Annotated in this window: 18 protein-coding genes; 6 read left to right on the plus strand and 12 right to left on the minus strand. The window is 63.6% G+C overall.

The genetic code is table 11. From position 1 onward, the window contains the following. Positions 1–165 precede the first annotated feature (165 nt). Positions 166–1,464, plus strand: a complete 1,299-nt coding sequence (gene waaA, locus H7A19_03360; protein ID MCP5473859.1) for a lipid IV(A) 3-deoxy-D-manno-octulosonic acid transferase — start codon at positions 166–168, stop codon at positions 1,462–1,464. A 473-nt stretch (positions 1,465–1,937) separates the two neighbouring features. Here the strand turns inward: waaA and H7A19_03365 are convergent, their stop codons facing one another. The 6 genes from H7A19_03365 to H7A19_03390 form a co-directional block, all read right to left on the minus strand. Next, positions 1,938–3,314, minus strand: coding sequence for a TolC family outer membrane protein (locus tag H7A19_03365; GenBank protein MCP5473860.1), 1,377 nt, complete (start codon positions 3,312–3,314; stop codon positions 1,938–1,940). Positions 3,315–3,336: 22 nt separating this feature from the next. Then, positions 3,337–3,999 carry a protein-L-isoaspartate O-methyltransferase gene (locus H7A19_03370; protein ID MCP5473861.1) on the minus strand — a complete coding sequence of 221 codons (663 nt, stop codon included), beginning with the start codon at positions 3,997–3,999 and terminating at the stop codon, positions 3,337–3,339. Positions 4,000–4,419: 420 nt separating this feature from the next. Further along, positions 4,420–5,553: an ABC transporter permease gene (locus H7A19_03375; GenBank protein MCP5473862.1), complete on the minus strand. Its 1,134-nt coding sequence runs from the start codon at positions 5,551–5,553 to the stop codon at positions 4,420–4,422. Further along, positions 5,550–6,464: an ABC transporter ATP-binding protein gene (locus H7A19_03380; GenBank protein ID MCP5473863.1), complete on the minus strand. Its 915-nt coding sequence runs from the start codon at positions 6,462–6,464 to the stop codon at positions 5,550–5,552. The genes H7A19_03375 and H7A19_03380 overlap by 4 nt, the downstream gene beginning before the upstream one ends. Positions 6,465–6,723: 259 nt before the next feature. Next, positions 6,724–7,692, minus strand: coding sequence for an HlyD family efflux transporter periplasmic adaptor subunit (locus H7A19_03385; GenBank protein ID MCP5473864.1), 969 nt, complete (start codon positions 7,690–7,692; stop codon positions 6,724–6,726). Continuing rightward, positions 7,689–8,357 (minus strand): TetR/AcrR family transcriptional regulator, encoded by a 669-nt coding sequence (locus tag H7A19_03390; GenBank protein MCP5473865.1) that lies wholly within the window; start codon positions 8,355–8,357, stop codon positions 7,689–7,691. The genes H7A19_03385 and H7A19_03390 overlap by 4 nt, the downstream gene beginning before the upstream one ends. A 213-nt stretch (positions 8,358–8,570) precedes the next feature. Here H7A19_03390 and H7A19_03395 point away from each other — a divergent pair, with 213 nt between their 5' ends. Next, on the plus strand, positions 8,571–9,863 hold the full coding sequence (locus H7A19_03395) for a DUF2254 domain-containing protein (GenBank protein MCP5473866.1): 1,293 nt from the start codon (positions 8,571–8,573) through the stop codon (positions 9,861–9,863). A 98-nt stretch (positions 9,864–9,961) separates the two neighbouring features. After that, complete coding sequence (locus tag H7A19_03400; protein MCP5473867.1) at positions 9,962–12,025, plus strand: S9 family peptidase; 2,064 nt, start codon at positions 9,962–9,964, stop codon at positions 12,023–12,025. 537 nt (positions 12,026–12,562) lie between these two features. Here the strand turns inward: H7A19_03400 and H7A19_03405 are convergent. Both H7A19_03405 and H7A19_03410 read right to left on the minus strand, forming a co-directional pair. Next, complete coding sequence (locus tag H7A19_03405) at positions 12,563–13,225, minus strand: Bax inhibitor-1 family protein (protein ID MCP5473868.1); 663 nt, start codon at positions 13,223–13,225, stop codon at positions 12,563–12,565. Positions 13,226–13,664: 439 nt separating this feature from the next. Continuing rightward, positions 13,665–14,771 (minus strand): FAD-dependent oxidoreductase, encoded by a 1,107-nt coding sequence (locus tag H7A19_03410; GenBank protein ID MCP5473869.1) that lies wholly within the window; start codon positions 14,769–14,771, stop codon positions 13,665–13,667. A 516-nt stretch (positions 14,772–15,287) separates the two neighbouring features. Between H7A19_03410 and glpK the strand changes: the two genes are divergently transcribed. Continuing rightward, complete coding sequence (glpK, locus tag H7A19_03415) at positions 15,288–16,769, plus strand: glycerol kinase GlpK (GenBank protein ID MCP5473870.1); 1,482 nt, start codon at positions 15,288–15,290, stop codon at positions 16,767–16,769. 15 nt (positions 16,770–16,784) lie between these two features. Here the strand turns inward: glpK and H7A19_03420 are convergent, their stop codons facing one another. The 4 genes from H7A19_03420 to metF form a co-directional block, all read right to left on the minus strand. Further along, positions 16,785–18,281: a hypothetical protein gene (locus H7A19_03420; protein ID MCP5473871.1), complete on the minus strand. Its 1,497-nt coding sequence runs from the start codon at positions 18,279–18,281 to the stop codon at positions 16,785–16,787. 14 nt (positions 18,282–18,295) lie between these two features. Continuing rightward, complete coding sequence (locus H7A19_03425) at positions 18,296–19,624, minus strand: hypothetical protein (protein MCP5473872.1); 1,329 nt, start codon at positions 19,622–19,624, stop codon at positions 18,296–18,298. Positions 19,625–19,842: 218 nt separating this feature from the next. Next, a complete protein-coding gene (locus H7A19_03430) occupies positions 19,843–21,195 on the minus strand; it encodes a helix-turn-helix domain-containing protein (protein ID MCP5473873.1) in 1,353 nt (450 codons plus the stop codon). 128 nt (positions 21,196–21,323) lie between these two features. Next, positions 21,324–22,151: a methylenetetrahydrofolate reductase [NAD(P)H] gene (gene metF / locus H7A19_03435; GenBank protein ID MCP5473874.1), complete on the minus strand. Its 828-nt coding sequence runs from the start codon at positions 22,149–22,151 to the stop codon at positions 21,324–21,326. Positions 22,152–22,511: 360 nt separating this feature from the next. On the opposite strand from metF, the gene H7A19_03440 reads away from it, so the two are divergent. Continuing rightward, positions 22,512–23,864 (plus strand): hypothetical protein, encoded by a 1,353-nt coding sequence (locus H7A19_03440; protein ID MCP5473875.1) that lies wholly within the window; start codon positions 22,512–22,514, stop codon positions 23,862–23,864. Between the two features lie 350 nt (positions 23,865–24,214). Continuing rightward, on the plus strand, positions 24,215–26,620 hold the full coding sequence (locus tag H7A19_03445; protein MCP5473876.1) for a delta-60 repeat domain-containing protein: 2,406 nt from the start codon (positions 24,215–24,217) through the stop codon (positions 26,618–26,620). The last annotated feature ends 139 nt before the right edge of the window (positions 26,621–26,759 follow it).

The raw sequence follows: 26,759 nt of genomic DNA on the forward strand, positions 1-26,759 counted from the left end.
TAAAGGCGGTTGTTCGTTCTTGGTTGTTGGTTGTCGGTGAGAGCTGGCGCCGCACGGAGGCAAGGTGGTCAGCTTTTGCCAGCAACCGACAACCAGCAACCAACAACCCAAAGCACCGTGCCCCGTCAGCTGCGATACTGCGCGCCCGACCTGATTCGGCTGCTCATGCGTCTCTCGCGCCGCCTCTACACGCTCGCGATGTATCTCGCCATGCCGGTGATCCTGTATCGCCTGGCCTTTCGTGGCTTGCGCAATCGAGGCTATTTTTCGCGTTGGCTGGAGCGTTTTGGCTGGTTTCGCGATCCCGGTTTCGAGTCCTCGATCTGGGTGCACGCGGTCTCGGTGGGTGAGTTCAATGCCGCCATTCCGCTGATCGAGGCGCTGATGCAACGTCACCCTGACGCGCCGCTGGTGGTGACCACGATCACGCCTACCGGCTCCGATCGGGTGCTCAAGCAGTTCGGCGACCGGGTGTTTCACGTCTACCTGCCTTACGATCTCCCGGCGGCGATCGAGCGCTTCTTCAAGCGCGTGAAACCGCGCATTGCGCTGGTGATGGAAACCGAGATCTGGCCGAATCTGTATTTCGCCTGCCGTGAGCGCCAGATTCCCATCTTCATCGCCAATGCGCGCCTGAGCGAGCGCAGCCTGCGTGGCTATGGTCCGGCGATCTCCCTGATCACCGAGGCAGTGCAGTGCGCCACCCTGGTGGCGGCACAGTCGCAGGTGGACAGTCAGCGTTTCCTGCAACTGGGTGCGCCGCCGGAGCGCGTGCGCGTGGTTGGCAACATCAAGTTCGATATGGCGGTACCGACAGGCCTGGACGACAACGCCCGCGAATGGCGTGAGCTGTGGGGTGCGCTGCGACCGGTCTGGATCGCGGCCAGCACCCACGAGGGTGAAGAGGCGGCGGTGCTGCAGGCCCACGCCCGCATTCTGGGACGATTTCCGGATGCGCTGCTGATACTGGTGCCACGGCACCCGGAGCGCTTCAGGGCGGCGATCTCGCTATGCCGTTCCTATGGCTTTCGCACCAGTTGCCGCAGCGAGGATTCGATCGCCTCGCTGGATTCGCAGTGTTTCGTGGTCGACAGCATGGGTGAGTTGCTGAAGTTCTATGCTTGCGCCGACGCTTGTTTTGTCGGCGGCAGTCTGGACTACATCGGTGGCCACAATGTGCTGGAGCCGGCGGCCTTGCGCAAGCCGATCCTGATAGGCCCGCACACCTTTAATTTTGCCGAGATCACCGACACCCTGGTGCGCGAGAACGCGGCGCTGCGGGTCGCCAACGGGGCGGCGCTGGGGAGTCAGATCGTGCGCATCCTCAGCGAGCCGGCACGGGCCCGGGCCATGAGCGAAGCCGCCGTGGCCGTGGTCGAACGCGAGCGCGGCGCGGTGCCGCGCACCATCGAGGCGATCGAAGGAATATTGGCGGCGACGGATCGGCGTACGACGCTCTTGTAGTACCGAGCTTGCTCGGCGGGGTGTTCGGCTCTTGTAGGTCCAGACTTGTCTGGACGCTCTCACCAAACATGCCGCAAGTATTGGAATAAAAAACATTTTTCGCAAAGGACGCAAAGGACGCAAAGTAGAGCGATTCCAAGATTTCGGTTGGCGGTGTCGCCAGACATCGCGCTCAACCGGACAAGCATTGAAATCTTCGCGTCCTTTGCGGACAAAAAAGAAGCCCCGAGATCGCCGACAGCTTGATGCGCGAATATGCGCACCGCCGGGGGCAACCGGGGCTCTCACCAGACATGCGCTAACGCATTGATTTATGGGTCTGGAAAAGAAGGGGCAGGGGGAGAGTGTCCAATCACGACCCATGATCTGACCGTGCCGCGGCGTGGGTCCCCCGCCCCTTGCCCCCTGTTCAACACCAAAACCCAACCAAGGCAGCGGAGCAAGCGCCGTTCTGCCAAGGCAACAACGTTCCGCTACTTCAGCAGCGCATTGACCGCTTGCAGATCGGCCACGGTGATGGTCCCGGCGGCCTGCTTCAGTCGCAGCGAGTTCAGCAGATAGTCGTGACGGGCGCGTGCATAGTCGCGCTGGGCCTGGAACAGCACCTGCTGGCTGATCAGCACGTCGACGATGGTTCGGGTGCCGACCTCGAATCCGGCCTGGGTGGCATCCAGCGCGCTCTGCGCCGAAATCTGCGCCTGTTTGCGGGCTTCGACTTCGCTGATGCCTGCGGCCACCGCGCGGAAGGCGTTTCGGGTACTGCGGGTGACGGCGCGTTTTTCCTGCTCGTAGCGATCGGCAGCCGCGTCGCGGTTGTAGGACTCCTGGCGCACCCGCGATTGCGTGGCGAAGCCCTCGAAGATCGGCACGTTCAGGGTAATCCCGAAACCGTGGTCACGGAAATCCGAGCCGGCCGGGAATGAGAGGTTATTGGAGGAGCGCGAGCCCCAGGAGGTCTGATCGACCCAGGTGTAATCAGCGCTCAGCGTCGGCAGGTGGGCGGCCTTGGCGGTATTGACGTTCTCCTCGGCCTGCTTGAGATCGAAGCGGCGGATCGCCAGCAGCGGACTCTCGGCCTCGGCGGTAGCCACCCAGTCCTCGGTCTTGTCGGGGCTGGGGCGGCTGAGCGTGATGTTCTCGGCCAGCGGGCGCACGTCGCTGACTGGCTTGCCGGTGAGCTCAGCCAAGGCCTCGAAGCTGTCGTCCAGCTGGTTCTGCGCCAAAATGGCCGCGGCGCGCGCGCCATCGTAGCGAGCTTGTGCCTCATGCACGTCGGTGATGGCCGACAGACCGACTTCAAAGCGCTGCTGAGCCTGTTCCAGCTGGCGATTGACGGCGGTCTCCTCGGCCTTCGCGGCTTCCAGATTGGTGGTCGCCGTCAGGGCACTGAAATAGGCCTCTGCCACGCGCACGATCAGGTTGTCCAGCGCGGCATCGTAGCTGGCCGCCAGACTGGACTGACCGGCGCGGGCGCCGCGCAGTCGAGTGTAGTTGGCCTGGCTGTAAATGGTCTGGGTGAGCTGCAAACGATACGTGCGCGAGGTGGTATCGCCATTGCCATCTGCGCGGCCGAAGCGCACGGTACCGTCCGGTTGCGGAATCGAGGTGATCTGCGAGCTACTGCTGTTGGAGTCACCCAGGCCTGCGCTGCCGCTCAGGTTGGGCAGCAACGAGGAGCGCGCCTGCACCACACCTTCGCCTGCGGCATACATGGCCGACTCGGCAGCGGCCAGCTGCGGATCACTGGCGCGGGCCATTTCGTAGATCTGGGCCAGGTCAGCAGCGCTGGCGCTGCCGGCGAGGGCCGAGAGGCCGGTGATCAGGGCAATGGTCAGGGTATGGCGACGCATGGAAAACCTCTTGGGATAATCGTCAGAATTCGAAGCGGGACGCGGGCTGCGCACCGTGCAGATAGGGTAGGTCGGTCTCGAACAGGCTCTTGGCTTCGACGTAGTCTGGGCCCTGGCGTGTCAACACCGCGGCATTCATCACCGGCGACTTGCCATGGACCACGAACAACCGGCCGCCGGGCTTGAGCCAGCGCTGGAAGGATTCAGGGATGACCGCCACGGCACCGGTGACGGCAATCGCATCAAAGGTCTGCGCCGGGTGGAAGTCGAAAGCATCGCCGGCCTGTACCTGACAGTTGCGGATGCCAGAGGATCCGATCCGGGCGCGTGCGCGCTCCGCCAGATCGGCATGCAACTCGATGCTGAGCACCTGGCGCGCCAGCCGCGCCAGACAGGCCGCCAGAAAACCGCTGCCGGTGCCGATTTCGAGCACGTCTTCGTCGCCGCCGAGCTCCAGGGCCTGGAGCAATCGGCCTTCGACCACGGGCTTCATCATGAACTCGCCGTGCTCCAGCGGGATCGCCAGATCGGCAAAAGCCAGCTTGCGGTGACGAGGCGGCACGAAATCCTCGCGCTTGATCTCGCCGAGGACGTCCAGCACGCGGGTGTCGAGTACCTCCCACGGGCGCACCTGCTGTTCAACCATATTGAAGCGAGCACGTTCAAAATTGAGCGATCCGGCCATGGCTTTGTCTACAAATCCGAGATGAGAAGGCAAGACGACAAGGGTAGCGGTCCACGGCTGGGTTGCTCAAGGGCGAAGCTTCGGTTTCGGCGGGCCATGTTCATAAGTGCCAGAGGTCATCGCGGGGCTGGTTGTCGGTTGTCGGTTGTTGGTTGTTGGTAGGAGCTGGCTCGCGCGGAGACGCGGAGGGCGCGGAGAACAGCGCGAGCTGCTTTTGCTTCCTGTGGGAGCGGACTCTGTCCGCGATTGTGTTGTGGGTCAGACAAGTCTGGACCTTCAACAGCGAACCGCCGCCATTCTCGACGAAGCAATTCAGGAGCTTGTCACCTTGCTTCTGGATTGCTTCGCTGCGCTCGCAATGACGCCCATATACAAGCCTCTCCCGAGTCCCGAGTCCCAACAACCAACAACCGCTCCTTCTCAGTCCAGCGTCTTCCGGAAGCGCTTCGCCCCAAGGGCCACCACCACCAGCGTGAACACCAGCAGTGGCCACAGATTAGGCCAGACGTCGGCCGGGCCATTGACCTTGAGCAAGACGCCGCGAACGATGCGCAAGAAATGGGTCAGCGGCAGCACTTCGCCGATGTTCTGGGCCCAACTGGGCATGCCGCGGAAGGGAAACATGAAGCCGGACAGCAGGATCGAAGGCAGGAAGAAGAAGAAGGTCATCTGCATGGCCTGCATCTGGTTGCGGGCCAGGGTCGAGAACAACAGGCCTACCGACAGGTTGGCGATCACGAAGGCCAGCACGCACAGCAGCAGGAAAGGGATGGAGCCGAGGATCGGCACTCCAAAGATGAAATGAGCGGCGCTCAGGATCACCGTGACCTGGATGTAGGCCACCAGGATGTAAGGCACCAGCTTGCCGATCATGATTTCCAGTGGTCGCACCGGCATGGCCAGCAGATTCTCCATGGTGCCGCGCTCGCGCTCGCGGGCGATGGCAAGGCCCGTCTGCATGATCAGGGTCATGGTCAGAATGACGCCCATGAGGCCGGGAACGATGTTGAACTGGGTGATGCCTTCCGGGTTGTAGCGGCGCTGGATGCGCAGATCGATGGGCCCGGGTTTGGCCGCGAGGCTGGCCAGCGGCCCGGTGAGCTCGGTGGCCACCGCCTGATCGATCAGGCCGCTGAGCGCGGCAATGGCATTGCCGCTGGCGACCGGATCGGTGGCATCGATTTCCATCAGCAGTTCCGGTCGCTGGCCGCGGACCAGATCGCGGGAGAAATTGGCCGGGATCCGCAGCAGGAACAGCACTTCGCCACGTTCCAGCAGGGCCCGCGAGCCCTCGATGGTCGGGGCCGCCGGCCGCAGATCGAAATAGTCGGAATTCTTCATCGCCGAGATCAGCCGCCGCGAGAACTCGCTCGACTCGGCGCTGATCACGGTGGTCGGCAGATGCTTGGGGTCGGTGTTGATGGCAAAGCCGAACAGCAACAGCTGCATGATCGGAATGCCCACCATCATCGCGAAGGTCAGCCGATCCCGACGCATCTGGATGAATTCCTTGCCGAGTACGGCCAGCAGCCGCTGCATCGAGAACCGGTTCATGCGCGATCTCCGCCGCGCATCAGCGCGATGAATGCGTCTTCCAGGGAGGATTCGACCGGCTCGAAGCGGATTCGATGGCCGCTGGCGTAATCGTGCAGACTGCGTTTGAGCAACTCGGTATCGCTGCCGGATACATGCAGTCGCAAACCGAAGGGCACCACCTGCTCGACGCCGGCCAGTGCGCTCAGCTCAGCCACGGCATCGGGTGGGGCACCGGTCAGCGCGTAGGTGTTCAAGCCGACCTGCGCCAGAATCTCGTCCGGCGTACCCTCGGCCAGCAATTTGCCGTAGGCGATGTAGGCCAGCCGATGGCAACGCTCGGCCTCGTCCATGTAGTGGGTAGACACGAGCACGGTCAGGCCGTCGCGGGCGAGCGCGTGGATCTCGGCCCAGAAATCGCGTCTGGCCTTGGGGTCCACACCCGCCGTGGGCTCGTCCAGCAACAACAGACGTGGCTGGTGCAGCAGGCAGGCCGCCAGTGCCAGCCGCTGTTTCCAGCCGCCTGAGAGCGAACCGGCCAGCTGCCGTCTGCGACTGGTCAGGCCCAGCCTTTCCAGCGTGTCCGTCACCACCTGACGCGGCTTGCGCAGCTGATGCATGCGCGCCGCGAAACGCAGGTTTTCTTCGATGGTCAGGTCTTCCCACCAGCTGAAGCGCTGGGTCATGTAGCCGACCTGCTGCTTGATCGTGGCGCTGTCGTGGATCACATCCAGCCCCAGGCAGGTACCGCTGCCAGCGTCGGCCGTGAGCAGCCCGCAGATCATGCGGATCGAGGTGGTCTTGCCGCTGCCGTTGGGCCCGAGAAAGCCGTAGATGGCGCCGCGTTCGACCTGCAGATTGAGGCCGTCGACCACAGTCTTGCCGTCGAAGCGCTTGGTGAGGCCTTTTACGTCGATGACGAGGTCGTTCATTCTGGTTGTCGGTTGTCGGTGTCGGTGTAGGTGTAGGTGCAGGTGTAGGTGTACGTGTCGGTTCCTGGTGTGTGCAGCGATCGCGGCTGAAGCCGCTCCCAAAGTTTCGGCTGTTTCCAACAACCGGCAACCGACAACCGGCAACCAGCCCGGATGAGTGCAGCGATCGCGGCTGAAGCCGCTCCCACAGACTGCAATCTGGCGGGCTGTGGCATCGGCTGTTTCCAACAACCGACAACCAGCAACCGACAACCCGTCGTCAAGGACGGCGCCTCACCACCACCGGCAACCCAGGTGCCAGCGGCGCCGGACTGTCGAATCGGGCTTCGACGCGATAGACCAGATCCTCGCTGCGCGACTCACTGAAGATCACCGGTGGCGTGTACTCGGGGCTGGCGGCGATGAAGTTGACGGTTGCGGTCAATTCCGAGGTGCAAGCGCTGCAGCTGATGGAGACGGACTGGCCAGGCGACCACTGCGCCAGTTCATTCATCGGCACGAAGAAGCGGATGAACGGGCCGCTGGCCGGCAGTAGTTTCAGCACCGGCGCGCCCGCCGGCACCCATTCGCCCAGCTGAAACAGGGTGTCTTCGATGCGCCCATCCTGGAGGGCGCGGATGCGGGTCTGATCAACGCTCCATTGCACCTGTCCGAGCGCGGCCTGGGCGGCTTCGACGGCGGCATCGGCAGCAGCGATGGCGTCGGGGCGGCCGGCCAGTTCGGCACTGCGCTGTTGCGCCAGCACCGAGGCCACGCGCGCCTGGGCCTGGGCCTGGGCGGCGTTGGCCTGGTCCAGGGCGTCGGCAGAGGTCAGGCCGCGGGCGCGCAGTTCGCTGATCCGTTTCAGTTCGCGCTCGGCCAGATCCAGCGCCGAACGCGCTTCTCGGACCTGCGCCGCAATCACCCGGATCTCTTCCGGTCGGCGGCCGCTGCCAAGATCATCCCGTTGCGCCTGGGCCTGACGCACCTGGCTCTGTGCCTGCAGCAGCTGTTGCTGTTGCAGCTCGCCGTCCACGGCGAACAGGGTTGCGCCGGTGACGACCGCTGCGCCGCGTGGCAGCGGCAGTTCGGTCAGGCGTCCGGCTACCGGTGCGGCAATGTAGGCGTAATCTGCTTCCAGGTAGCCTTGGTAGCCGTCCGGCGCCTGGGATTGGCAGCCGGTCAGCGCCAACAAGCACATCACTGTCCACACCCAGGTGGCCCGGCGCGTCATCACGATCGACTTCATTGCTTGTCTCCAGCCGGCGCGCGCAGCGCCCGCAAACTCAAATCCAGCCAGCACTCGAGGTAGCGATCCGGCTCGAAGGGGCGCTCGTCCACGCGCCCCAGCGAGTGCAACCAGATCGGCATGAACACCAGTCCGTGAATCAGCACCCGCACCGCGTATTCGATATCCATGGGCGCAAATTCGCCCGAGGCCACGCCCTTGCGCAGCACGGTAGCCAGCACGCCGTCCTGCATGCGGGCAATGAAGTTCACGACGAAGTGCCGGGCCAGCTCCGGAAAGTTGCCGGATTCGGACATCATCAGCTTGGGCACACCCTGCATCGGTGAGGCGCTCAGCACCTGCCACCAGCGTCGGACGAAGCGCTCGATCAGCGTGCTGGCACTGATCCCGGGGTCGGCGATCGCTAGCGAGAACTCGGCCAGCAACGGGCCGATGTTGCGTCCCACGGCTTCCGCCAGCAGCGCTTCCTTGCTGTCGAAATACAGGTAGACCGTGCCCTTGCTGACGCCCGCGCGCTCGGCGACATCGTCCAGGCGCGTGGCTGCGAAACCCCGCTCCACAAACAGGCCCAAGGCCGCGTCGACAATCTCGGCGGGCCGCGCCTCCTTGCGCCTGCGTCTGGCTGGGCTTGGGTCCTTGCCCCGGTTGGCGGAAGAGTCGGACATTGATCCATGTTTTAATAACTGACCGGTCAGTAATTTACATCGATCATAGGGCGGGCGCAAGTGCCCCGGAGTCACCTGTGCTGGCCAGCAGCTTGATGCTGTCGGCGCGTCCTGTGGTGTCGTGCTCGACAGCCCGCCCCCATGGACAACACAATGGCCGCGAGAGCGCCGCATAGCGGTCAGACCAGAACAGGGCCAGACAGGAGTGGCGGAATGAACGCGGTGATCTCCCTTGATCGACTCCGATTCGAGTTCAATCGGCTGCGCGAACGACTCTGGCTCAGGCCGCTGCTGATCTGTGTGTTGTCCATCGGCGCCGCCGTTGCCGCCCGGTTGGCCGATGGTCTGGGCCTGTCTCATCTGGTCCCGGAAATCACGGTCGATTCGGTGCAAAGCCTGCTGTCGATCATGGCGTCCAGCATGCTGGTGATCGCCACTTTCGCGCTGTCCTCGATGGTCTCTGCCTATGCCTCCGCCGCCGGCACCGCGACCCCGCGATCATTTCCGCTGGTGCTGGCCGATGATGGATCGAAGAACGCCCTGTCCACCTTCATCGGTGCCTTCATCTTCAGCATCGTCGCGCTGGTGGCGACCAAGAACCATTATTTCGGGACAACCGGCATCTTCGTGCTCTTCCTGATCACGGTACTGGTGTTCGGAATCGTGGTGGTCACCTTCGTGCGCTGGAGCGACAGCATTGCCCGACTGGGGCGCCTCGGAAGCACCATCGACAAGGTCGAGGCCGCCTGCGCCGCAGCCCTGCGCCGACGGCGCCACGCACCTACGCTGTGCGCCAGACTTCGCGCCGGTCAGGTTGGGGGACATGCCGTGCATACCCGCAGCATCGGTTATGTCCAGCATGTCGACATCAGTGCCCTGCAAGCGTGGGCCGAACGGCATCAGGCCTGGGTCGTGGTGGAGGTCCAGCCTGGAACGTTCGTCACCCCGGATCGACCCCTGGCGCTGATCAAGACCGACCAGGGCGAGGCACCGGAGGGCCCCACGGATGCCATCGTTGACGCCTTCACGATCCACGGTGATCGCGTGTTCGAAGATGATCCGCGCTTCGGGCTGGTGGTGCTCTCGGAAATTGCAGCGCGGGCTCTGTCGCCTGCGGTCAATGACCCGGGTACGGCCATCGACACTATCGGCACGCTGGTGCGCCTGTTCTCGATCTGGATCGGCCCCGAGTCCGACAGCGCTCCTGCTGCGCCCGAATACGATCGGGTGTATGTGGCTGAACTGGCGGCTGGCGATCTGTTCGATGATGCCTTCAGCGCCATTGCCCGCGATGGTGCCGGGTCCGTTGAGGTAGGCCTGCGCCTGCAGAAGGCGCTGCTGGCGCTGGCGCGCATGGGCGACGAGACGGTGCGCAAGGCGGCGCGATCGCATTCGATTCTGGCGCTGAAGCGCGCCGAGTTGGCGCTGCAGCTGGACGAGGATCGTGAGCGCCTGCGCGCCGCCGCCGCCGAATGGGAATCGCTCTCGGTGGCTCCTGATTCCTGACCTTGACTTGCTGCCCATGGACGCGGACGACATCCACGTTTAGGGTGCGCGCTGTTTTCCATCGAACGAGGTGCGCCGTGCGCCCGAACTGGTTTCTGATGCCCCTGATGTTGTCCATGAATGCACTGGCTGTCGCGGCCACGCCGACTGAAGACCCCAACCAATGGCTGGAAGGCGTCGAGGACGCCAAGGCGCTGGAATGGGTGCAGGGCCTGAATGCCCAAACCGTGGCCGAGCTGACCCGCTCGGGCGACTTCAAGCGCATTCAGGCGCGCACGCTGGAGATTCTCGATTCCAACGAGAAGATCCCCTACGCCAGCAAGATGGGCGAGCACTACTACAACTTCTGGCGCGATGCCGATCACGTGCGCGGCATCTGGCGTCGCACCAGTCTGGACGAATACCGAAAGGCCGAACCAGCCTGGGAAACCGTGCTCGATATCGATGCTCTGGCCAAGGCCGAGGACGAGAACTGGGTGTATGCGGGCGCTGACTGCCTGCAGCCCGAGTATCGGCGCTGCCTGATCCAGCTCTCCCGCGGCGGTGCTGACGCCAATGTCGTGCGCGAATACGATGTGGTGGACAAGGCCTTCGTCAAGGGCGGTTTCGAACTGCCCGAGGCCAAGAGCGGCATGGGCTGGATCGATATCGATCATGTCTTCGTCGGCACCGATTTTGGCCCTGGCTCGATGACCTCCTCGGGCTATTCGCGCATCGCCAAGCGCTGGACGCGCGGCACGCCACTGAGCGCAGCGCAGACCGTCTACGAGGGCAAGGCCGATGACGTCTGGGTGTTTGCCTTTGCCGACACCACGCCCGGATTCGAGCGCCAGGGCGTCTACCGCGGCATCACCTTCTACACCAACGAGGCCTACCTGCTGCAGGGCGATCAGCTCGTGAAGATCGACAAGCCCGACAGCGCCAATGCCAATTTCCATCGCGAATGGCTGTTGCTGGAGCTGCGCGAGGACTGGAGTGTCGGCGGCAAGACCTGGCCGGCGGGTTCACTGCTGGTGACGCGCCTGGATAACTTCATGGCAGGCAAGCGTGAGTTCGATGCCCTGTTCACGCCCACCGAGCGCTCATCGATGGCTGGCTATTCGCCCACCCGCCATCACATCATCGTCAATGAACTCGACAACGTGAAGAACCGCGTCTATGTGTGGACGCCAGGCGAGGGCGGATGGACGCGACAGCCGATGGCCGGTCTGCCTGAGTTCGGTGAGGTCAGCGTCAGCGCGGTCGATGCCCAGGACTCTGATGCCTATTGGGCCACGGTGACCGACTTCCTGACCCCGACCAGCCTGCACTATGGCGAGATTGGTCAGGATGCACCGCAGTTGCTGAAGTCACTGCCAGCCTTTTTCGACGCGTCGAAGCTGGCCGTGAGCCAGCACGAAGCCATCTCCGCCGACGGCACCCGGGTACCTTATTTCCAGGTCGCGGCCAAGGATCTCACTCTCGACGGCAAGAACCCGACGATCCTCTACGGCTATGGCGGCTTCGAGGTCTCGATGACGCCCAGCTACATGGCCAACTATGGCGATTCCTGGCTCAACAAGGGCGGCGTATGGATCCTCGCCAACATCCGCGGTGGCGGCGAGTTTGGGCCGAAGTGGCATCAGGCGGCGCTCAAGGCCAATCGGCACAAGGCCTATGAGGACTTCATCGCAGTGGCCGAAGACCTGATCGAACGCAAGGTCACGTCCACCGAGCATCTCGGCACCATGGGCGGCTCCAACGGTGGCCTGCTGATGGGCAACATGCTGACTCTGCGCCCGGATCTGTTCGGCGCCATCGTCTGTCAGGTGCCACTGCTCGACATGCAGCGCTACCACAAGCTGCTGGCCGGCGCCTCCTGGATGGGCGAATACGGCAATCCGGATGATCCGGAAGAATGGAAGTACATCCAGACCTTCTCGCCGTACCACAACGTCAAGGCCGACGTGCAATACCCGCGTACCCTGTTCACCACCTCGACCCGCGACGATCGCGTGCATCCTGGCCATGCCCGCAAGATGGTCGCGAAGATGAAGCAACAGGGCCACGATGTGCTCTATTACGAGAACATCGAAGGCGGCCACGGCGGCGCCGCCAATGCTGCCCAGCGCGCCTTCATGACCGCATTGGCGCTGACCTTCTTCTCCCGCGAACTGCGGTAGCGGGGCACGGGACACGGGGCACGGGGCACGGGGCGATCGTGTTGCGACCCGTGCCTCCCGGCCCCGGGTTCCCGATTCAAGGTGTTGATGCGTCATTGCGAGGAGCGCAGCGACGAAGCAATCCAGAGCCGTTTGAAACAGAGCGCCTGGATTGCTTCCCCCCGGATCAAATCCGGGCTCGAAATGACGCCGGTTCAAGGTCACTGCGCGGGCAATGTCAGAGGAATCGTAGGCCGGGTCCGCGCGCCCGCTGGCCCCGGCTGAGCGTAGAGACGGCAAGCGCGCGGCGCCCGGCGGGCCAGGCCGCGGCCGCCGGCGCGAACAAGCCGGGCGCACAACCCAACCCGCCGCGCGCCGGAGCCGCGCTACCCCACACTCGGCTTGATTGCCCGTGTGCAGCGCCGGGCCAGTGCAAGATCGCCATGATCCCAACAACAAAAAGGCCCGCTTTCGCGGGCCTGTATTTTTTGACAACCAGCAACCAGCAACCAGCGACCAGCAACCAGCAACCGGCAACCAGCTACCAGCTACCAGCTCTCAATCCTCGCCGCTGAAGAAGGCAAACAGGCGCATCAGATGCATGAACAGCACCCAGATGCTGCCAAGCAGGCTGGTGGCGATCACGATGTAGTTCGCTTCCGGATCATGGATCAGCTGGCTGGTTTCCCACAGGATCGCGCCCGAGATCAGCAGCACCGCGGCGCCGGAAATCACCAGGCTCAGCACCGGCATCTGCAGGAAGATGTTGGCCACGATCGCGCCCAGGATGACCAGCGAGCCGACGAACAGGAAGCCGCCCATGAAGTTGAAGTTGGTGCGCGAGACCAGCGCGTAGCCGGACAGCGAGAAGAAGATGACGCTGGTGGCGGCCAGCGCATAGACCGGGATATTCGGATCGATGCTCAAGTAGATGCCGACGATCGGACCCAGGAAGTAGCCGAGGCCTGCGGCGTAAACGAAGGACAGCACCAGACCGGCCATGCTGTTGCGAGTTGCGTTCACGGCAAACGGCATGCCGATCATGAAGGCCAGGAATAGCCAGACATTGATGGGCGTGGCGCCGCTGCTGATGGCATACCAGCAGGTCACTGCCGACAGGCCGAGGATCATGGTCAGCAGCGTGTAGGCATTGCGGATGGTCTTGGTATTGGCCAGCGCAGCAACTTCTGCACGGGTCAGGACCGGATTGGCTGCACTCATCTAGGCACTCCAGGCGTTTGGCTTAAGGTTTGTAGCAATATGTGTCGGTCGTCAGCGTAATTCAAGCTCTCGTATACAGGATGTCAAGGCGCGTCGGCATCAGTCCTTGATGTTCAGCTGCGTTCAACGAATACGTTTGGCCGGACATTTTGTTCCTGGGGCAGGCCGGCTCGCCAGTGCTCTGCTCTGTAGGTCCAGACCCGTCTGGACCTACAACAGCATCGGTGTCGGTGTTGGGGCCTCGGGGTCGGCTAGAGCAGGCCGCCTGTGGGAGCGGACTCTGTCCGCGAAAAGGGCTGCCGGTAAGCGGCACGCTAGCCCGCATCTATCACACCTGCGCTAGTCGATGGCGGGCAGACCGCTGCCCGGTCAATCGATGACCGGAGCTGGCTCTGGCCAGCGAGGGTTGCTTGGTCTTCAGTTGCTGACTACGCAGTCCTCAGTTGCCAAGAACCGCCGCCACCAACTCCCCCAGCGCCAGGCTGGAGGTCAAACCTGGCGACTCGATGCCAAACAGATTCACCAATCCGGGCAAGCCGTGCACGGCCTGGTCCTGGATGACGAAATCCGCGCTCGGTTGCCCCGGACCGGCGAGCTTGGGCCGCACACCGACGAAATCCGGTGTCAGATCCTCCTCCCGCAGCGCCGGCCACCATTGCCGGATGGACTCGGCAAAGGCGCGGCGCTGGCTGTCGTCGAACTGGTAGCTGGGCGCGTCTATCCAGCGCATGTCCGGGCCGAAACGGCAGCGGCCGCTGATGTCCATTCCCAGATGTACGCCGAGGCTGGCGCTGCCGGGCAGCGGGTAGATCAACCGCGTGAATGGCGAACGCCCGCGCAGATTGTAGTAGTGGCCCTGGCCGTACCAGAGCCGCGGCACATGTCGGGCATCCAGACCGCCGGTGTTGGCGGCCAGTGCCGGCGCGCCCAGTCCGGCGGCGTTGACCAGTCGACGGCAGCGCAACTGGTCGCCGCCCTCGGTCCGCACCTGGAATGTGCCGTCGCTGGCATCAATGCTTGCGACCCGGGTGCGGCACAGCACCCGACTGCCGTGTTGTTCGATATCGCCGATCAGCGCCGTGATCAGCTCCGGCACATCGACGATGCCGGTATTCGGCGAATCCAGCGCCGCTACGCAGCGCAGCGCCGGTTCGAGGGCCATGGTCTGGTCAGCCTCCAGCCAGTGCACCTCGACGCCGTTGGCCTGCGCCTGAGCCTGGATGGCCTGGAGCCCGGGTCGATCCGCCTCGCGCGTGGCCACGATCAGCTTGCCGGTGCGCCGGTGAGCCACGCGCCGATGTTGGCAATAGCCATAGATCAGCGCCAGTCCGCGCACGCAGGCACGCGCTTTCAGCGAGCCGGTGGCGTAGTACATGCCGGCATGGATAACGCCGGAATTTCGGCTGGAAATCCCTTCGCCCGGTCGGTCCTCCGCCTCCAGCACCAGCACTTCAGAGCCCGACAGCGCCAGCGCCCGCGCCACCGCCAGGCCAACCACGCCAGCACCGACGACGACGGTATCGATATCGAAGCTGCCTGTGGACATGGGGGCGCCCATCCGGGGGTCGGCGTCATTTTGCCCGGCCCAGGGTCGGTCGAACAGTCTGCCGTTGGTAGGAGCGACCTCGCGTCGCGATCGCAGTTGGAGTTCCTGCCACGAAAACCGGGAGCGGCGGCGAGCTGCCGCCTGAAGAGGACACGAAGGAAAGTCCGGCATTTGTAGGAGCGACCTTGCGTCGCGATCGCAGTTGGAGTCTTGCCACGAAAACCGGGAACGGCGGCGAGCTGTGGGCAGAAGCAGGACGCGAAGGACGCAGAGGAAAAGCAGAAAGGACGCGGAGAAGAGCCGGTGACTGTCGATGATTGGACGCATGCTCTGCCGACACTGGCACTGACAACCGCTTTACCGGCCGCGGGTCTGATCGCGGACAGAGTCCGCTCCCACAGGCTGTCTGCTCTTTCCGACAACCGACAACCGACAACCGACAACCAGCAACCTGCTCTTGTGGGAGCGGGCTCTGCCCGCGATGCTGTCCTCACCCGCGATCTCCGGAGGAACGCCATGCGCCCCCTGATCCTCGCCCTCGACCAGGGCACGTCCAGCTCACGCTCGCTGCTGATCGACGATCGGGCCCGGATTGTCGCCAGCCACAGCGAGGCCTTTGACTGCGAGTACCCGCAGCCGGGCTGGGTTGAAGTCGATGCCGATCGACTGTGGCAGACGCAGCTCAGCTCGATCCGCTCGGTGCTGGCGCAGGCACAGTTGCGGGCCGAGGCCATCAGCGCCATCGGCTTGACCAATCAGCGCGAGACCATCGTCGCCTGGGACAAGCGCAGCGGGGCGCCGCTGGGGCCGGCCATCGTCTGGCAATGCCGGCGCACCGCGGCGGCCTGTAGCGTGCTCAGGGACCGAGGTATCGAGGCTGAGGTACGTGCGCGTACCGGTCTGCTGCTGGATCCGTATTTCTCGGCCACCAAGATGTGCTGGATGCTGGATCACTGGCCGCAAGCCCGAGTGCTCGCCGGGCAAGGGCGGCTGGCTTTCGGCACGGTCGACAGTTGGCTGGTCTGGCAGTTGAGCGGCGGCCGCGCCCATCTGACCGACGCCAGCAATGCCTCGCGCACGCTGCTCTACAACCTGCATCTGGGCGATTGGGATCCGTGGCTGCTGGATCTGTTCGGCATCCCCGCCGAGGCCTTGCCGCAGGTGGTTGATTCCAGTGGCGTGTTGGCGCACACCGACGCCGCGGTTATCGGCGCGCGCATTCCGATCGCAGGTATGGCCGGAGACCAGCAGGCGGCGCTGTTCGGTCAGGCTTGCACGCGCCCGGGGATGGCCAAGAACACCTATGGCACCGGCTGCTTCCTGCTGCTCAACAGCGGCGATCAGCCGGTGCCGTCGAAGCACGGCTTGTTGACCACCGTGGCCTGGCAGCTCGCGGGTGCCCGCACCTATGCGCTGGAGGGCTCGGTGTTCGTCGCCGGGGCGCTGATCCAGTGGTTGCGCGATGAGCTGGGCCTGATCCGCCACGCCGCCGAGAGCGCCGAACTGGCCGCCAGCGTGACCGACAGCGGCGGTGTCAGCATCGTGCCGGCTTTCGTTGGCCTGGGTGCACCGCACTGGGACAGCGCCGCGCGCGGCCTGATTTGCGGACTGACCCGCGGCAGTGGCAAGGCCCACATCGTCCGTGCTGCGCTGGAATCGGTGGCCTTGCAGAATGTCGAACTGCTGCACGCCATGCAGGGCGACACCGGCAGCGCACTCACCGAATTGCGTATCGATGGTGGCATGAGTGCCAATGATTTCCTCTGTCAGTTCCAGGCCGACGTGCTCGGCGTGGCCGTGTGCCGACCGGCGCAGCAGGAGAGCACCGGCCTCGGAGCGGGTTTGCTGGCTGGACTGGGCATCGGCCTTTGGCCCGACCTGCAGCATCTGGAGACGCTGTGGCGCGAGCAGCGTCGTTTTGTGCCGGAGATGTCGGGCACCGACCGGCAGCAACATCTGGCGCGATGGCACGCCGCCGTTGCCCGCGCCCGATGCTGACCAGCTTCCGCGGGATTACTCGAAACCGCTTTGGAAAAGCGTATCCGGCAGCAGGCGCTGGTCCGCCAGCGTGTTCAGATAGCACTCGAGGTTGCTGTAGCCGGCCACGCCGGTGAAGGCAATCGACAACTGGTCGCCGTTGTTGTCGGCTACCATCGGATCAAGCCCGAGGGCAGCCTGAGCCAGTTCGAATTCGTCCGGCATGCCATCGCCATCGCTATCTTGCGGTGCCGCGGGTGGCGAGTCCGGATCAAAATCCAGATCAAAAGTGTCGTTGGCCAGCGGCGTGCCGTGGTCGATCGCCGGGAAGGACTGCGCCAGGGTGGAGTCCCGCCAACGCCGCTCCAAGGGGTCTGCAGGAAGGGCGCCCACACGGCCCGGAAGTTCGCCGGGCAAGCCGCTGCCAGGCCCATAGGCGATGGCGGGAAAGGACAGTCGCTGCGACCGCCGGTTGGCCACGCCCAGGTCGAGATTGGGGCCGTTGGCGGGAAAGTCATTGCAGCAATAGAACAGCTGGTAGTCGGACAGCGTGGGATAGGCGGAGAGCTGGTTGTCGCTGACGAATAGCTGGTTGGTGGCGACATCGAGCAGATCGTGCAGGAACATGCCATAGGGATAGCCTGGCCGGGTCAGGAAGCGATTGCCGACGGCATTGATCTGCACCTGGTAGGCCCCGGCAGCAGGATTCTGGTCCACGTCGCGGTTGTACCAGACCAGAAACCCCGGATCGGCATACAGATTGTTGCTGAGTTCCAATTGCAGCGGCGTGGACTGACAGCTCTGGATCAGCCCTGGAAGACCGTCATAGTTGCTCGCCTCGCAGGTGATCTCCGGTGTCCGGCCACCCACCCGATACCAGAGATTGCGTATCAGCGCGATACGGTCCTGTGGGTGATCGGGATGAGAATAGTTGAGCAGCACGCCGCCACGGTCGGCGTGTTCACCCACCGTCTCGCCGAGCATGGAATCCTGCACCGTGATATCGGAGGCCCAGCTGATCTGCAGTGCCTCGTCAGTGGCATGCGCCAGTGTCAGATGATCGAAGATGGCCAGATGGATGCCGTCCAGTCTGAGGGCGTCGTCCAGGCGTTCGCCGCCAGGCGGCACGGGCAGATTCCAGCCAGGGCGCGTGCGCAAATGCCGCACGATCAAGTTGTCGCATGAGTTCTGTTCGTAGTGACCGTCGCAGATCAGGCCGCGAACGATGATGCCGCCCGGGGACGTCTGGCCAGCGATGGTGAGGTCGCCGTGGACGATGTTGGCAATCCCGTGGATCACGCCGCTGACATCGAATACCACCGTGCGCGGTCCGCTCTGCCGCAGCGCCCAGTTCAGCGAACCCGGCTGGGTGCCGGCGGGATCCGGGGAGAGCGTCGTGACGTGCAGCACGACCCCGCCGCGCCCGCCCGTGGCGGCGGCACCGAAGCCCTCGGCGCCCGGAAATGCGGGGATCTGACCCAAAGCCGGCATCGCGCAGAGCGCCAGATACAAAAAGCAGGATAAACGCATCATGGCAAGGTGCCCCTTCACTCGAAGCCGTCACGCAGAAGCAGATCGGGAGTCAACTCGTAGGCGCCGATGTCGACGTTGGCGCCCTGTAGCCGGTCATGCCCGTCCAGATCTTCCACCGCCAGTCCGCTTGGAATCAACATCGTTCCCGAGTCGATGCCCGCAGACTCCGGAGCAAGTCGGTAGTCATTGACGCCACGAAAGCTCGGGCTGGCAAGGCCGAGATCCGAGCCCAGATTTTGGCTGGCGCTCACCGCCGCCAGACTGCTCGGCAAGCCATTGTCCTCAAAGATGCTGTTGTGTACGGCCACGCCCGGCGTGCCGAAAATCTGCAGTGCTCTGGAGGCATGATTGACGACCGTCAGGTTGCTGAGATCGGCCAGTGCCAGCGAGGAACTGCCGGTGACAGTGATTCCACTCTGCGGTCCGGAATGCAGCAGGCTGCTGCTGACACTGACGGTGGCCTGATCGGAGACGCTGATCGCCAGTTGACTGCTTCCAGCTGGTGCGGCCGGGGCGAGATTGTCGTGCAGATTCAGGCGCGTCAGCGATATCAGCGAGCTGCCGCCGGCGGACGCGGCCAAGGCTGTGCCGAAGACACTGGTGGCGGCGCTGCTGGCTGAATGAACTTCAACCTGGCGAGCAGAAATCCGCCCCTGACCCTGGGTGATGAGGTTGACTGCCGTGCCTTCCGTCTGGTTGAGCGCCTGCGCCTGCAGGGAAGTGAGCAACAGACTGTCGAGTATCACCTGCGCGCGTTGCTGGCTGAGAATCTTCAGACCCACACCAAAGGCGACGCTGGGATGGGTGTTGGTGCAGTTCTGGATCTGGCTGTCGTAGAAGGACAGGAAACTGTCGTCATTGGCGTTGAATTGAACGCAGCCGCCGTCCGTGGCCGAACTGCTGCTGTCGCGCAGGCTCAGTTGCCCAAGGATGGCGCTGGCCGTGCCGTTCAGCGTCACCATCATGGTCGCCACCTGCGCCACTGAGCTTCCGCCGCGCAGCTGCAGGCGCGTCAACAGCAAGCTGCCGCCGCTCAGTTGCGCACTGAAGACGCGTCCGCTCGATGACGCATCGAGCACGGTAGCCGCGCCCTGACTGGTGAAACTGGCATCCCAGCCGCCACTGATGCTGAGATCGTTGCCGCTGAGATCGCCAGCGATCAGCGTCGTGCCGATGAGCGTGCCGGCCTGCACCCGAAGTTCGTCCGCGCCGGGCATTCCCAGCGCAGCTGCAACCGCTGATTGCAGGCTGGCATGGGCGCCACTGGGTCCTACCGTGATCACGGCAGCCCCGGCCAGCGGTGCCGCCGAACTCAACACCGCACCCCACCATGCCGCGACCACAACCCATCTCCATTGCCGCATATGGCCTCCCTTGGCTTCCAGCGTGCGGGAGAGCTTGCGACGGTCGGCAAGACGGCGTTAGGACGGGTGCGCCAATGATCAGGACTTGGGCGACTTTGGCACCATGCGTGCTCGCCGTTGGCACCTGGGGGCAAGCGTCGGGAACAGGAAATTGCCGTCTATGAACATGAACACCGCCGAACAGCCGAGATGTTCGCTTAATGGTCGATTTCGCCGTGTCCGATGGCTGGTTCTGCTGAGGGCGCGTGTCCGAAGGCCAGTCGATAGCGTCGGGAGAAATAGGACAGGTCCTCGAAGCCCACTCGGCTCGCTACCTCGCCTACCCGATAACGCCCGCTGCGCAACAAGGTTCGGGCCGTTTGCAGTCGGGCCACCAGAACCAACTCCTGCGGGCTGGTATTCAGGGCCGCCTTCAGGCGGCGCTGCAGCGTGCGCGGCGAGACATGAAAGTGCTCGGCGAGGGCAGCAGGCGTCAGCGCCTCATGCAGGTGCAGTCGTACATGAGCCAGCACGGCATCGGCAAACTCGCGGTCACGAATCCCGCCTTGCTCCAGAGCCGGGTCTTCGTCGCTGGGGGAGAGCACGGGCGCGATCGGCGTGGGCGTTTCATCGCCTGAGGGCGTCAGCCGGCTCAGCAGGGTGCGCAACTGCCGCCGGTATCGTGCTCGGATCCAGACTGCACACCCCAAACCCGGCACCAGGCCCGCCAAGCCAAACAGCAGCAGCATCCGGGGTGTGCCGAAGTCTTGCAGCATGGCGTCCCAGACCTCAGGTTGGCCGGTCAGGGTCAGTCGTCGCCAGCGCTCGGGATAGCCAAAATCAGTGTCGCCCGACCAGCTGCGCGGCAGCACCTCCCTGCCTACCGCCGCATCGGCAGGCTCTGGCGCCCCCGGTCTTTGTGCCAGCAGGCGCACCCGTTCCGCCGTCAGAGCCTGAGTACTGCCCGGCGGGTGTTCGACCAACCAGTCGTTGTAAACCACATCGATACCCAGTGCGCTGCCGGACATCGGTGTCAGGCCGAGTCCGGCAAATGGAATGCGCAACTCAAACGTCCAGCCGCTGGCATGTATTTGCGCCGCGTACTCCACCGGCAAGGGTGCCGACTGCCGTTGCGGCACCGTGGCACCCACGAGCGTGCCGATCAGGCTGTCGCCGCGCAAGACCCCCTGTCGTCCATCCGGCAACAGGAGCAGATCGACGTCATCGTCGTTCATGCTTGGCCCGCCGTCCGCCAGCGCATCCAGATAGATCTGCGCCGAGTCGTACTGGTGATAGCGGTCGACGTCCAGGTCTTTCGGTGCCGCGATCAAGGCAGTGTCGTTGACTATCCCGGCCACGAACAGGTTGTCGTGGTCCCAGCACAATCGCAGTTCCACCCTCGGCGTGCCGGCAGGTGTCGCAGTGGCTTCGATGATCTGGCCCGCATACCAGGGACTGCGCCATTCGCTGACATTGCCGTCGATCAGCGGGGAAAAGCGGCGATAGGGGATGGCCGCATCTCCGCCATCTGCCGCAAGCGTGTGGCCGGTCGCAAGCCAGCCCAGCAGCAAGGAAACACACCAAAGACTGAAGCGCACCTTGGATTTTCTCGCCAACGAGGATGGAGGACTGTGTTGCCCCGCCAGCGGCGCTCCCGTCAGACGATTCGCGTACCGTTCGACCAAGGCATCCGCCGGGATCAGGCGCCGATGCGCTCCAGGATGTTCATCGTAGCCTTGGCCCGGTTCAGCGTATAGAAGTGCAAGGACGGCGCGCCGGCGTTGATCAGCCGCAGGCACAGGGCCGACACCACCTCAGCCCCCAGTTCGCGGATTGACTCGACGTCGTCGCCATAGGATTGCATCCGGCGCTCGATCCAGCGCGGAATCTCGGCGCCGCACTGGTCGGAAAAGCGCTTCAGCTGGCTGAAATTGCCGATGGGCATGATGCCCGGCACGATCGGCACCGTGACCCCCAGCGCCCGGACATCGCGCACGAAGCGCTCGTAAGCCTCGGCATTGAAGAAGTACTGGGTGATGACGCCATTGGCGCCGGCCGCTACCTTCTGCACCAGATGGCGCAGGTCTTCATCCGCGCTGCGCGCCTGCGGGTGGAATTCCGGATAACCCGCTACCTCGATATGGAAGTAGCCGTCGAACTCACTGCGAATGAAGCGCACGAGATCGATGGCATGACGGAATTCGCCGGCCGTGGCCATGCCCGAGGGCATGTCGCCGCGCAGCGCCACGATGCGACGGCAGCCCAGATCCACGTATCGCTGCAGCAGTTCGCGAATCTCTTCGCGCGTTCCGCCCAGGCAAGACAGGTGCGGCGCCACTTCCAGACCCTGGATCTGCCGCAGCCCTACGACCGTGTCGTAGGTGTAGCTCAGCGTGGAACCGCCGGCACCAAAGGTCACACTGACGTAATCAGGCGAGTGTGACTTCAGCATCTCGGCGGTGCGCGTCAGCGCCTCGCGCTGATCCGGGGTCTTGGGTGGGAAAAACTCGAAGCTCAGCGGCAACATGGGCGGTACAGACGTCCAGACATCCGCCCGATTGGCGGTAGCTGGATACTCGCCGCAGAGGGTACATCGGGGCAAGCGCGGCACATCCTGCCGAGCAAGCTCGGCACTACGAAAGCCTCGTACACAGCAGCTGTCGTAGAGCGGAGCTTGCTCCGCTGCTTCTGCCGGGCTTTTCGGCTCTGCACCATGCCCAGGAGCCGCACATCCTGCCGAGCAAGCTCGGCACTACCAGAGCCTCGTACACAGCAGCTGTCGTAGAGCGGAGCTTGCTCCGCTGCCTTTGCCGGGCTTTTCCACGCTTGCGCACTACACCTGTGCGCCACATTCCGCGATGATCCGCCCAGCCTCTGGAGACCGCGCATGGCCGCAGACCCGCCCGCAAGCACGTCGGAAGATCTGGATAAAGACAAGGTCTTCCAGCTGCCCAAGGACACCACCCCCACCTGGGAAGTCGAGCTGCTGCTGTCGGGCGCGCTGGTGTTTTCGATGCTGCAGGTCCCGGGCCTGCTCGACGACGTCCTGTTCGCGCTGCGGGCGAGGTTGAGCGGTGGTCTGCACTACGGCGTGTTCATGCTGTACTTCTATCTGAAGCTCACCAGCTACGCGTTGATCTGCACCTTCGTACTGCACCTCGCTTCGCGTGCAGTCTGGGTGGCGGCTTTGGGCTTGCGCTCGGTCTATCCCGAGGGCGTGCTCTGGGACAAGTTGCCGCGGGGTCCGATCTACCGCGAGTACACCCGGCGCACGACGCTGACCCTGGATCAGATGATCGATCGTGCCGACAATCGGGCCAGTCTGGTCTTTGCCTTTGGTCTGCTGCTGGTGCTGATGTCGTTGGCCATCATGGTCTTCACCATGATCCTGATCGGCATCGGCAGCATTCTCGGCCCGTTTCTCCTCAAGGGCAGCGAGAACTCGTGGATCACCATGGGCCTGCTGCTGATCTTCGTGCTGCCCTTGATGTTGGCCACCTGGATCGATCGCCGCTTCGGTGAGCGCATTCCACAGGATCACTGGTTTGCCGAGGTGTTGCGGCGAATCTTCGCCATGGGCAGCGTCATGGTCTGGGGTCGATTGACCAGCCCGATTCTGCTGACTGTATTCAGCCGACTTGGTCTGATGCGTGGCAATTTGCTGATGGTGGGTGCGCTCTACCTGTTGATGGCCGTGATCGTGGTTGAGACTCTGGTCGCGTCCGGCGCCATTGACCTTCCAGGTGAACGGTACCTGCCCACAGAGGCCTCGGGACGAGAGTTGGATTCGGTGTACTACGCCGATGCCCGGGATCTGCGCGAGGCCCAGCAGGGGCATCCCTACATTCCCAGCGAGATCATCCGCGGGCCCTATCTGCGCCTGTTTGTCCCCTATGTGCCCCGGCGGCTGGACGCAGCACTTGAGCGTGACTGCCCGCAAGCCACGCTGGGCGAGGAGAAATCGGACAAAGACGCGCAGCGCGCCGCAGAGGCCGTACGCACCAGCGAATTGCTCAGGTGTGCAGCCAACAAACTCTATCCAATTCTGCTCGACGGCCAGCCCGCGGCCAATCTCCGCTATGACATCGCCCGTGATCCACTGACCGAGATGCGCGGATTCGTCGCCATGATCGACGTGCGCGAACTGCCGCGCGGTCGCCACGAACTCACCGTGATCCGGCCACAACTGCCCAAGCAGGAAGAGCCGGTGCTGCCGGCGTTGATACCGTTCTGGAAGTGAAGGCTTGTTGTGGGGAAGGTCATGTGTGGGAAGGGCCTTCGACGCGGGGGCAGAGGATCTTGCGTTGCTGAAGAGACCGAAATCCGGCCACTCTGCGAGTGGTACCGATCATTCGCGCAAACGCCCTCGAACTATCAACCCCAGGCCAGCGCAGACCCCGCAGCACCGAGAGCCTGTGGCGGGCGGTATGCGCGCAGTATTTCCGGTCGGACGGCTTCAATCCCTTGTCGCAAAACAGTCACGGGCTCTCGCATGGGACGGTGCCTCTGCAGCCAGAGGATGTTGGCACTCTAGAGTAAATGTACTTGATTGTTAATTCTAGCTTGCCTATTCTTCACGCAGCGTTTCGCATGACCCTGGCCCTCGCGTACTCGGCACTCCAGATTGCGGCCATTCGCTGCCATCGGTTTCGCCAGTCAGCCAGTCTCAACCAAAGGAAATCTGCCGTGTCTCTCGTCTCCAGATTGTGCGTGCTTCTCGCGTGCTTCTGCGTATTGCCTTCACTGGGCGCGCAAAATCCACGGCCGCTCCCTTTCCCGAACCTTGATATCTGGGCGAGCGGTGCAGTCCGGGCCGTCGCGGCTACGCCCGATGGTGGATTCGTGATTGGCGGTGACTTCACCTTGGTCCAGGGGTTGGCTCGTCGAAATCTGGCGAAAATCATGGCCAATGGCTTGGTGGACCCCAACTGGAATCCATTGCTCGCTGGCAGCTTTCCTTCGGTCCAGGCACTGGCAGTTGCCAGCAATGGCGACGTTTACATTGGCGGCGACTTCGAAAGCGTCGGTGGAGTGCTGCGAAATCGGCTCGCGAAGCTGAGTGCTTCGGGCGTGCTTGACAGCAACTGGGATCCTGCTGCCGTCGACGGCATCTCCAACGCGCGCATTCTCGCCCTGGCATTGGCAGGCGATCAGCTGATTGTTGGTGGCAGATTCACTTTCATCGGTGGCCAGAGCCGGAATCGCCTGGCCAAACTTTCAACCTCGGGAGCCGGCGCCGCCGATCCAGCGTGGAATCCGTCGTCGCTGAGTTCCGATGTGCATGCACTGGCCTTCGATGGTAGCCAGTTTGTCTATCTGAATCAGCGATTCGACGGCCTACAGGGTGTCAGCCGCATTGCGGTCGCGGGCTCCGGGGCCGCGGATGCAAACTGGAACGTCCTGACCGATGCGGCCGTGAGCGCCATGGCTCTGGGTGGGAATGACAGCATCTACATCGGCGGCTCTTTCACTCTGGTACAGAGCACGGCAAGGTCAGGATTGGCAAGATTGGGCACAGCCAGCCAGGCGGTTCTCGATCCCGCCTGGACTCCTGCCGTGGCTGGATACGTGCAGACTTTGTTGCGGGTTGGCAGTGATCTTTACGTGGCTGGTCGCTTCAGCAGCATTGCAGGGGAATCGAGAACACAACTGGCGCGCGTCGGCCTGTTGGGTTCTGGCGTTGTTGACCCGGGATGGATGCCCAGTGCCCTAGGGGGATCCGTGAACGTGATGGCCCGGGAGTCCTCTGGGCGCATCATCGTCGGCGGTGAGTTCACTCAGATCAACGCTCAGGCGCGATCGGGCTTGGCTGTTCTGGACGGTGCGAGCGGCGCGCCCAGCGCCGCCACTGATGTCGAACAGCCGGTGCGGTCACTGGCTGCGATGGCAACCCTGCCAGACCAAAGCTTGTTGATCGGTGGTCGATTCTCCCGGATCGGCGGGTTTCATCGACAGAATCTGGTTCGACTGCTTCCCGGCGGCAGCGTTGATACGGCTTGGGGTGCCGATGTACAGGGCGTGGCTGTTCCCTATCTTCAGCCGCCTGGAGAGCCTGGTGGCTTCGACTACGTCATCTCGGTTTGGAAACTTCTGGTGGACGCCGCAGGGCGCGTCTACGTCGGCGGCACCTTCGAGCAAGTAGGCGGCGTGAGTCGAAGAAACCTGGCGCGAATCGGCACCGACGGTCAGCTTGACCTGGGCTGGGTAGCCGATGCCGACGGCGCGGTGGCAGCAATGGCATTCGACGCTTCCGAACAGCTTCTTGTCGGCGGCAACTTCAGCACGCTGGCAGGCCAGCCACGCGGAAGCCTGGCGAAATTGGGGACGGGGGCCGCAGCTACACTTGATGCAAGCTGGGTGCCCACGCTGAGTCTTGGGGCGCTGCCCAGCGTGCTACTCCCTGATGGCGCCGGTAGTGTGTTTCTTGGCGGTGCCTTCAACGTCGTCAACGGCGAAAATTGCTGCACAGGGATTGCCAAGTTGTCGGCCACGGGCGCCGGTCTTCGCGACACCAGCTGGAATATCAATCTCAGTGGATCCCAGCGGAGCATCAATGCGCTCGCCCTGGATGGCGCCGGCAACATTTACCTGGCCGGAAACTTCAGCGGGCTCAGCCAAGCCGGAAATTCCTTCGTCCGTCAGGGCCTGGCCCGGGCGCTCGCAAGTGGTGCCGGCGACATTGATCCGGTGTGGAGCCCCCAACAACTCGCCTTTGGCTACGCCAGTTTGGCACTTCCGGGTGACGGGCGCATTTACGTCGTCAGTGGCATCTGGTTTCCCGGTTGGGTTTTTGCGCTCTCTACCAGTGGCACCGGCCTATGGGACCAGAGTTGGAATGTGACGAGCAATGGCTCGCTTTTCCAAATTTTGGCGGCCGGCAACACCTTGTACGTCGGCGGCTCATTTACGGCTATTGGTGGACAGCCTCGCCAAGGGATTGCGGCCTTTCCGCTGGACGGGTTGTTCGGCGATGGCCTGGAAGACAGGGTGCAGTAGTTTGGCGGAAGCAGACGCCTCCGGTCTTGGTCCGGCAATGTGGAAAGGCTGGCAAGGCAAAGAATCCGAAAAGTCGTGCAAACATCGCTCGTGCAGGCCAAAGGCCCCGTAGTAGGCCCCACTGGGTCTCTTGCGACAC

Source organism: Rhodanobacteraceae bacterium, from assembly GCA_024234055.1.
Lineage (GTDB): Bacteria > Pseudomonadota > Gammaproteobacteria > Xanthomonadales > SZUA-5 > JADKFD01.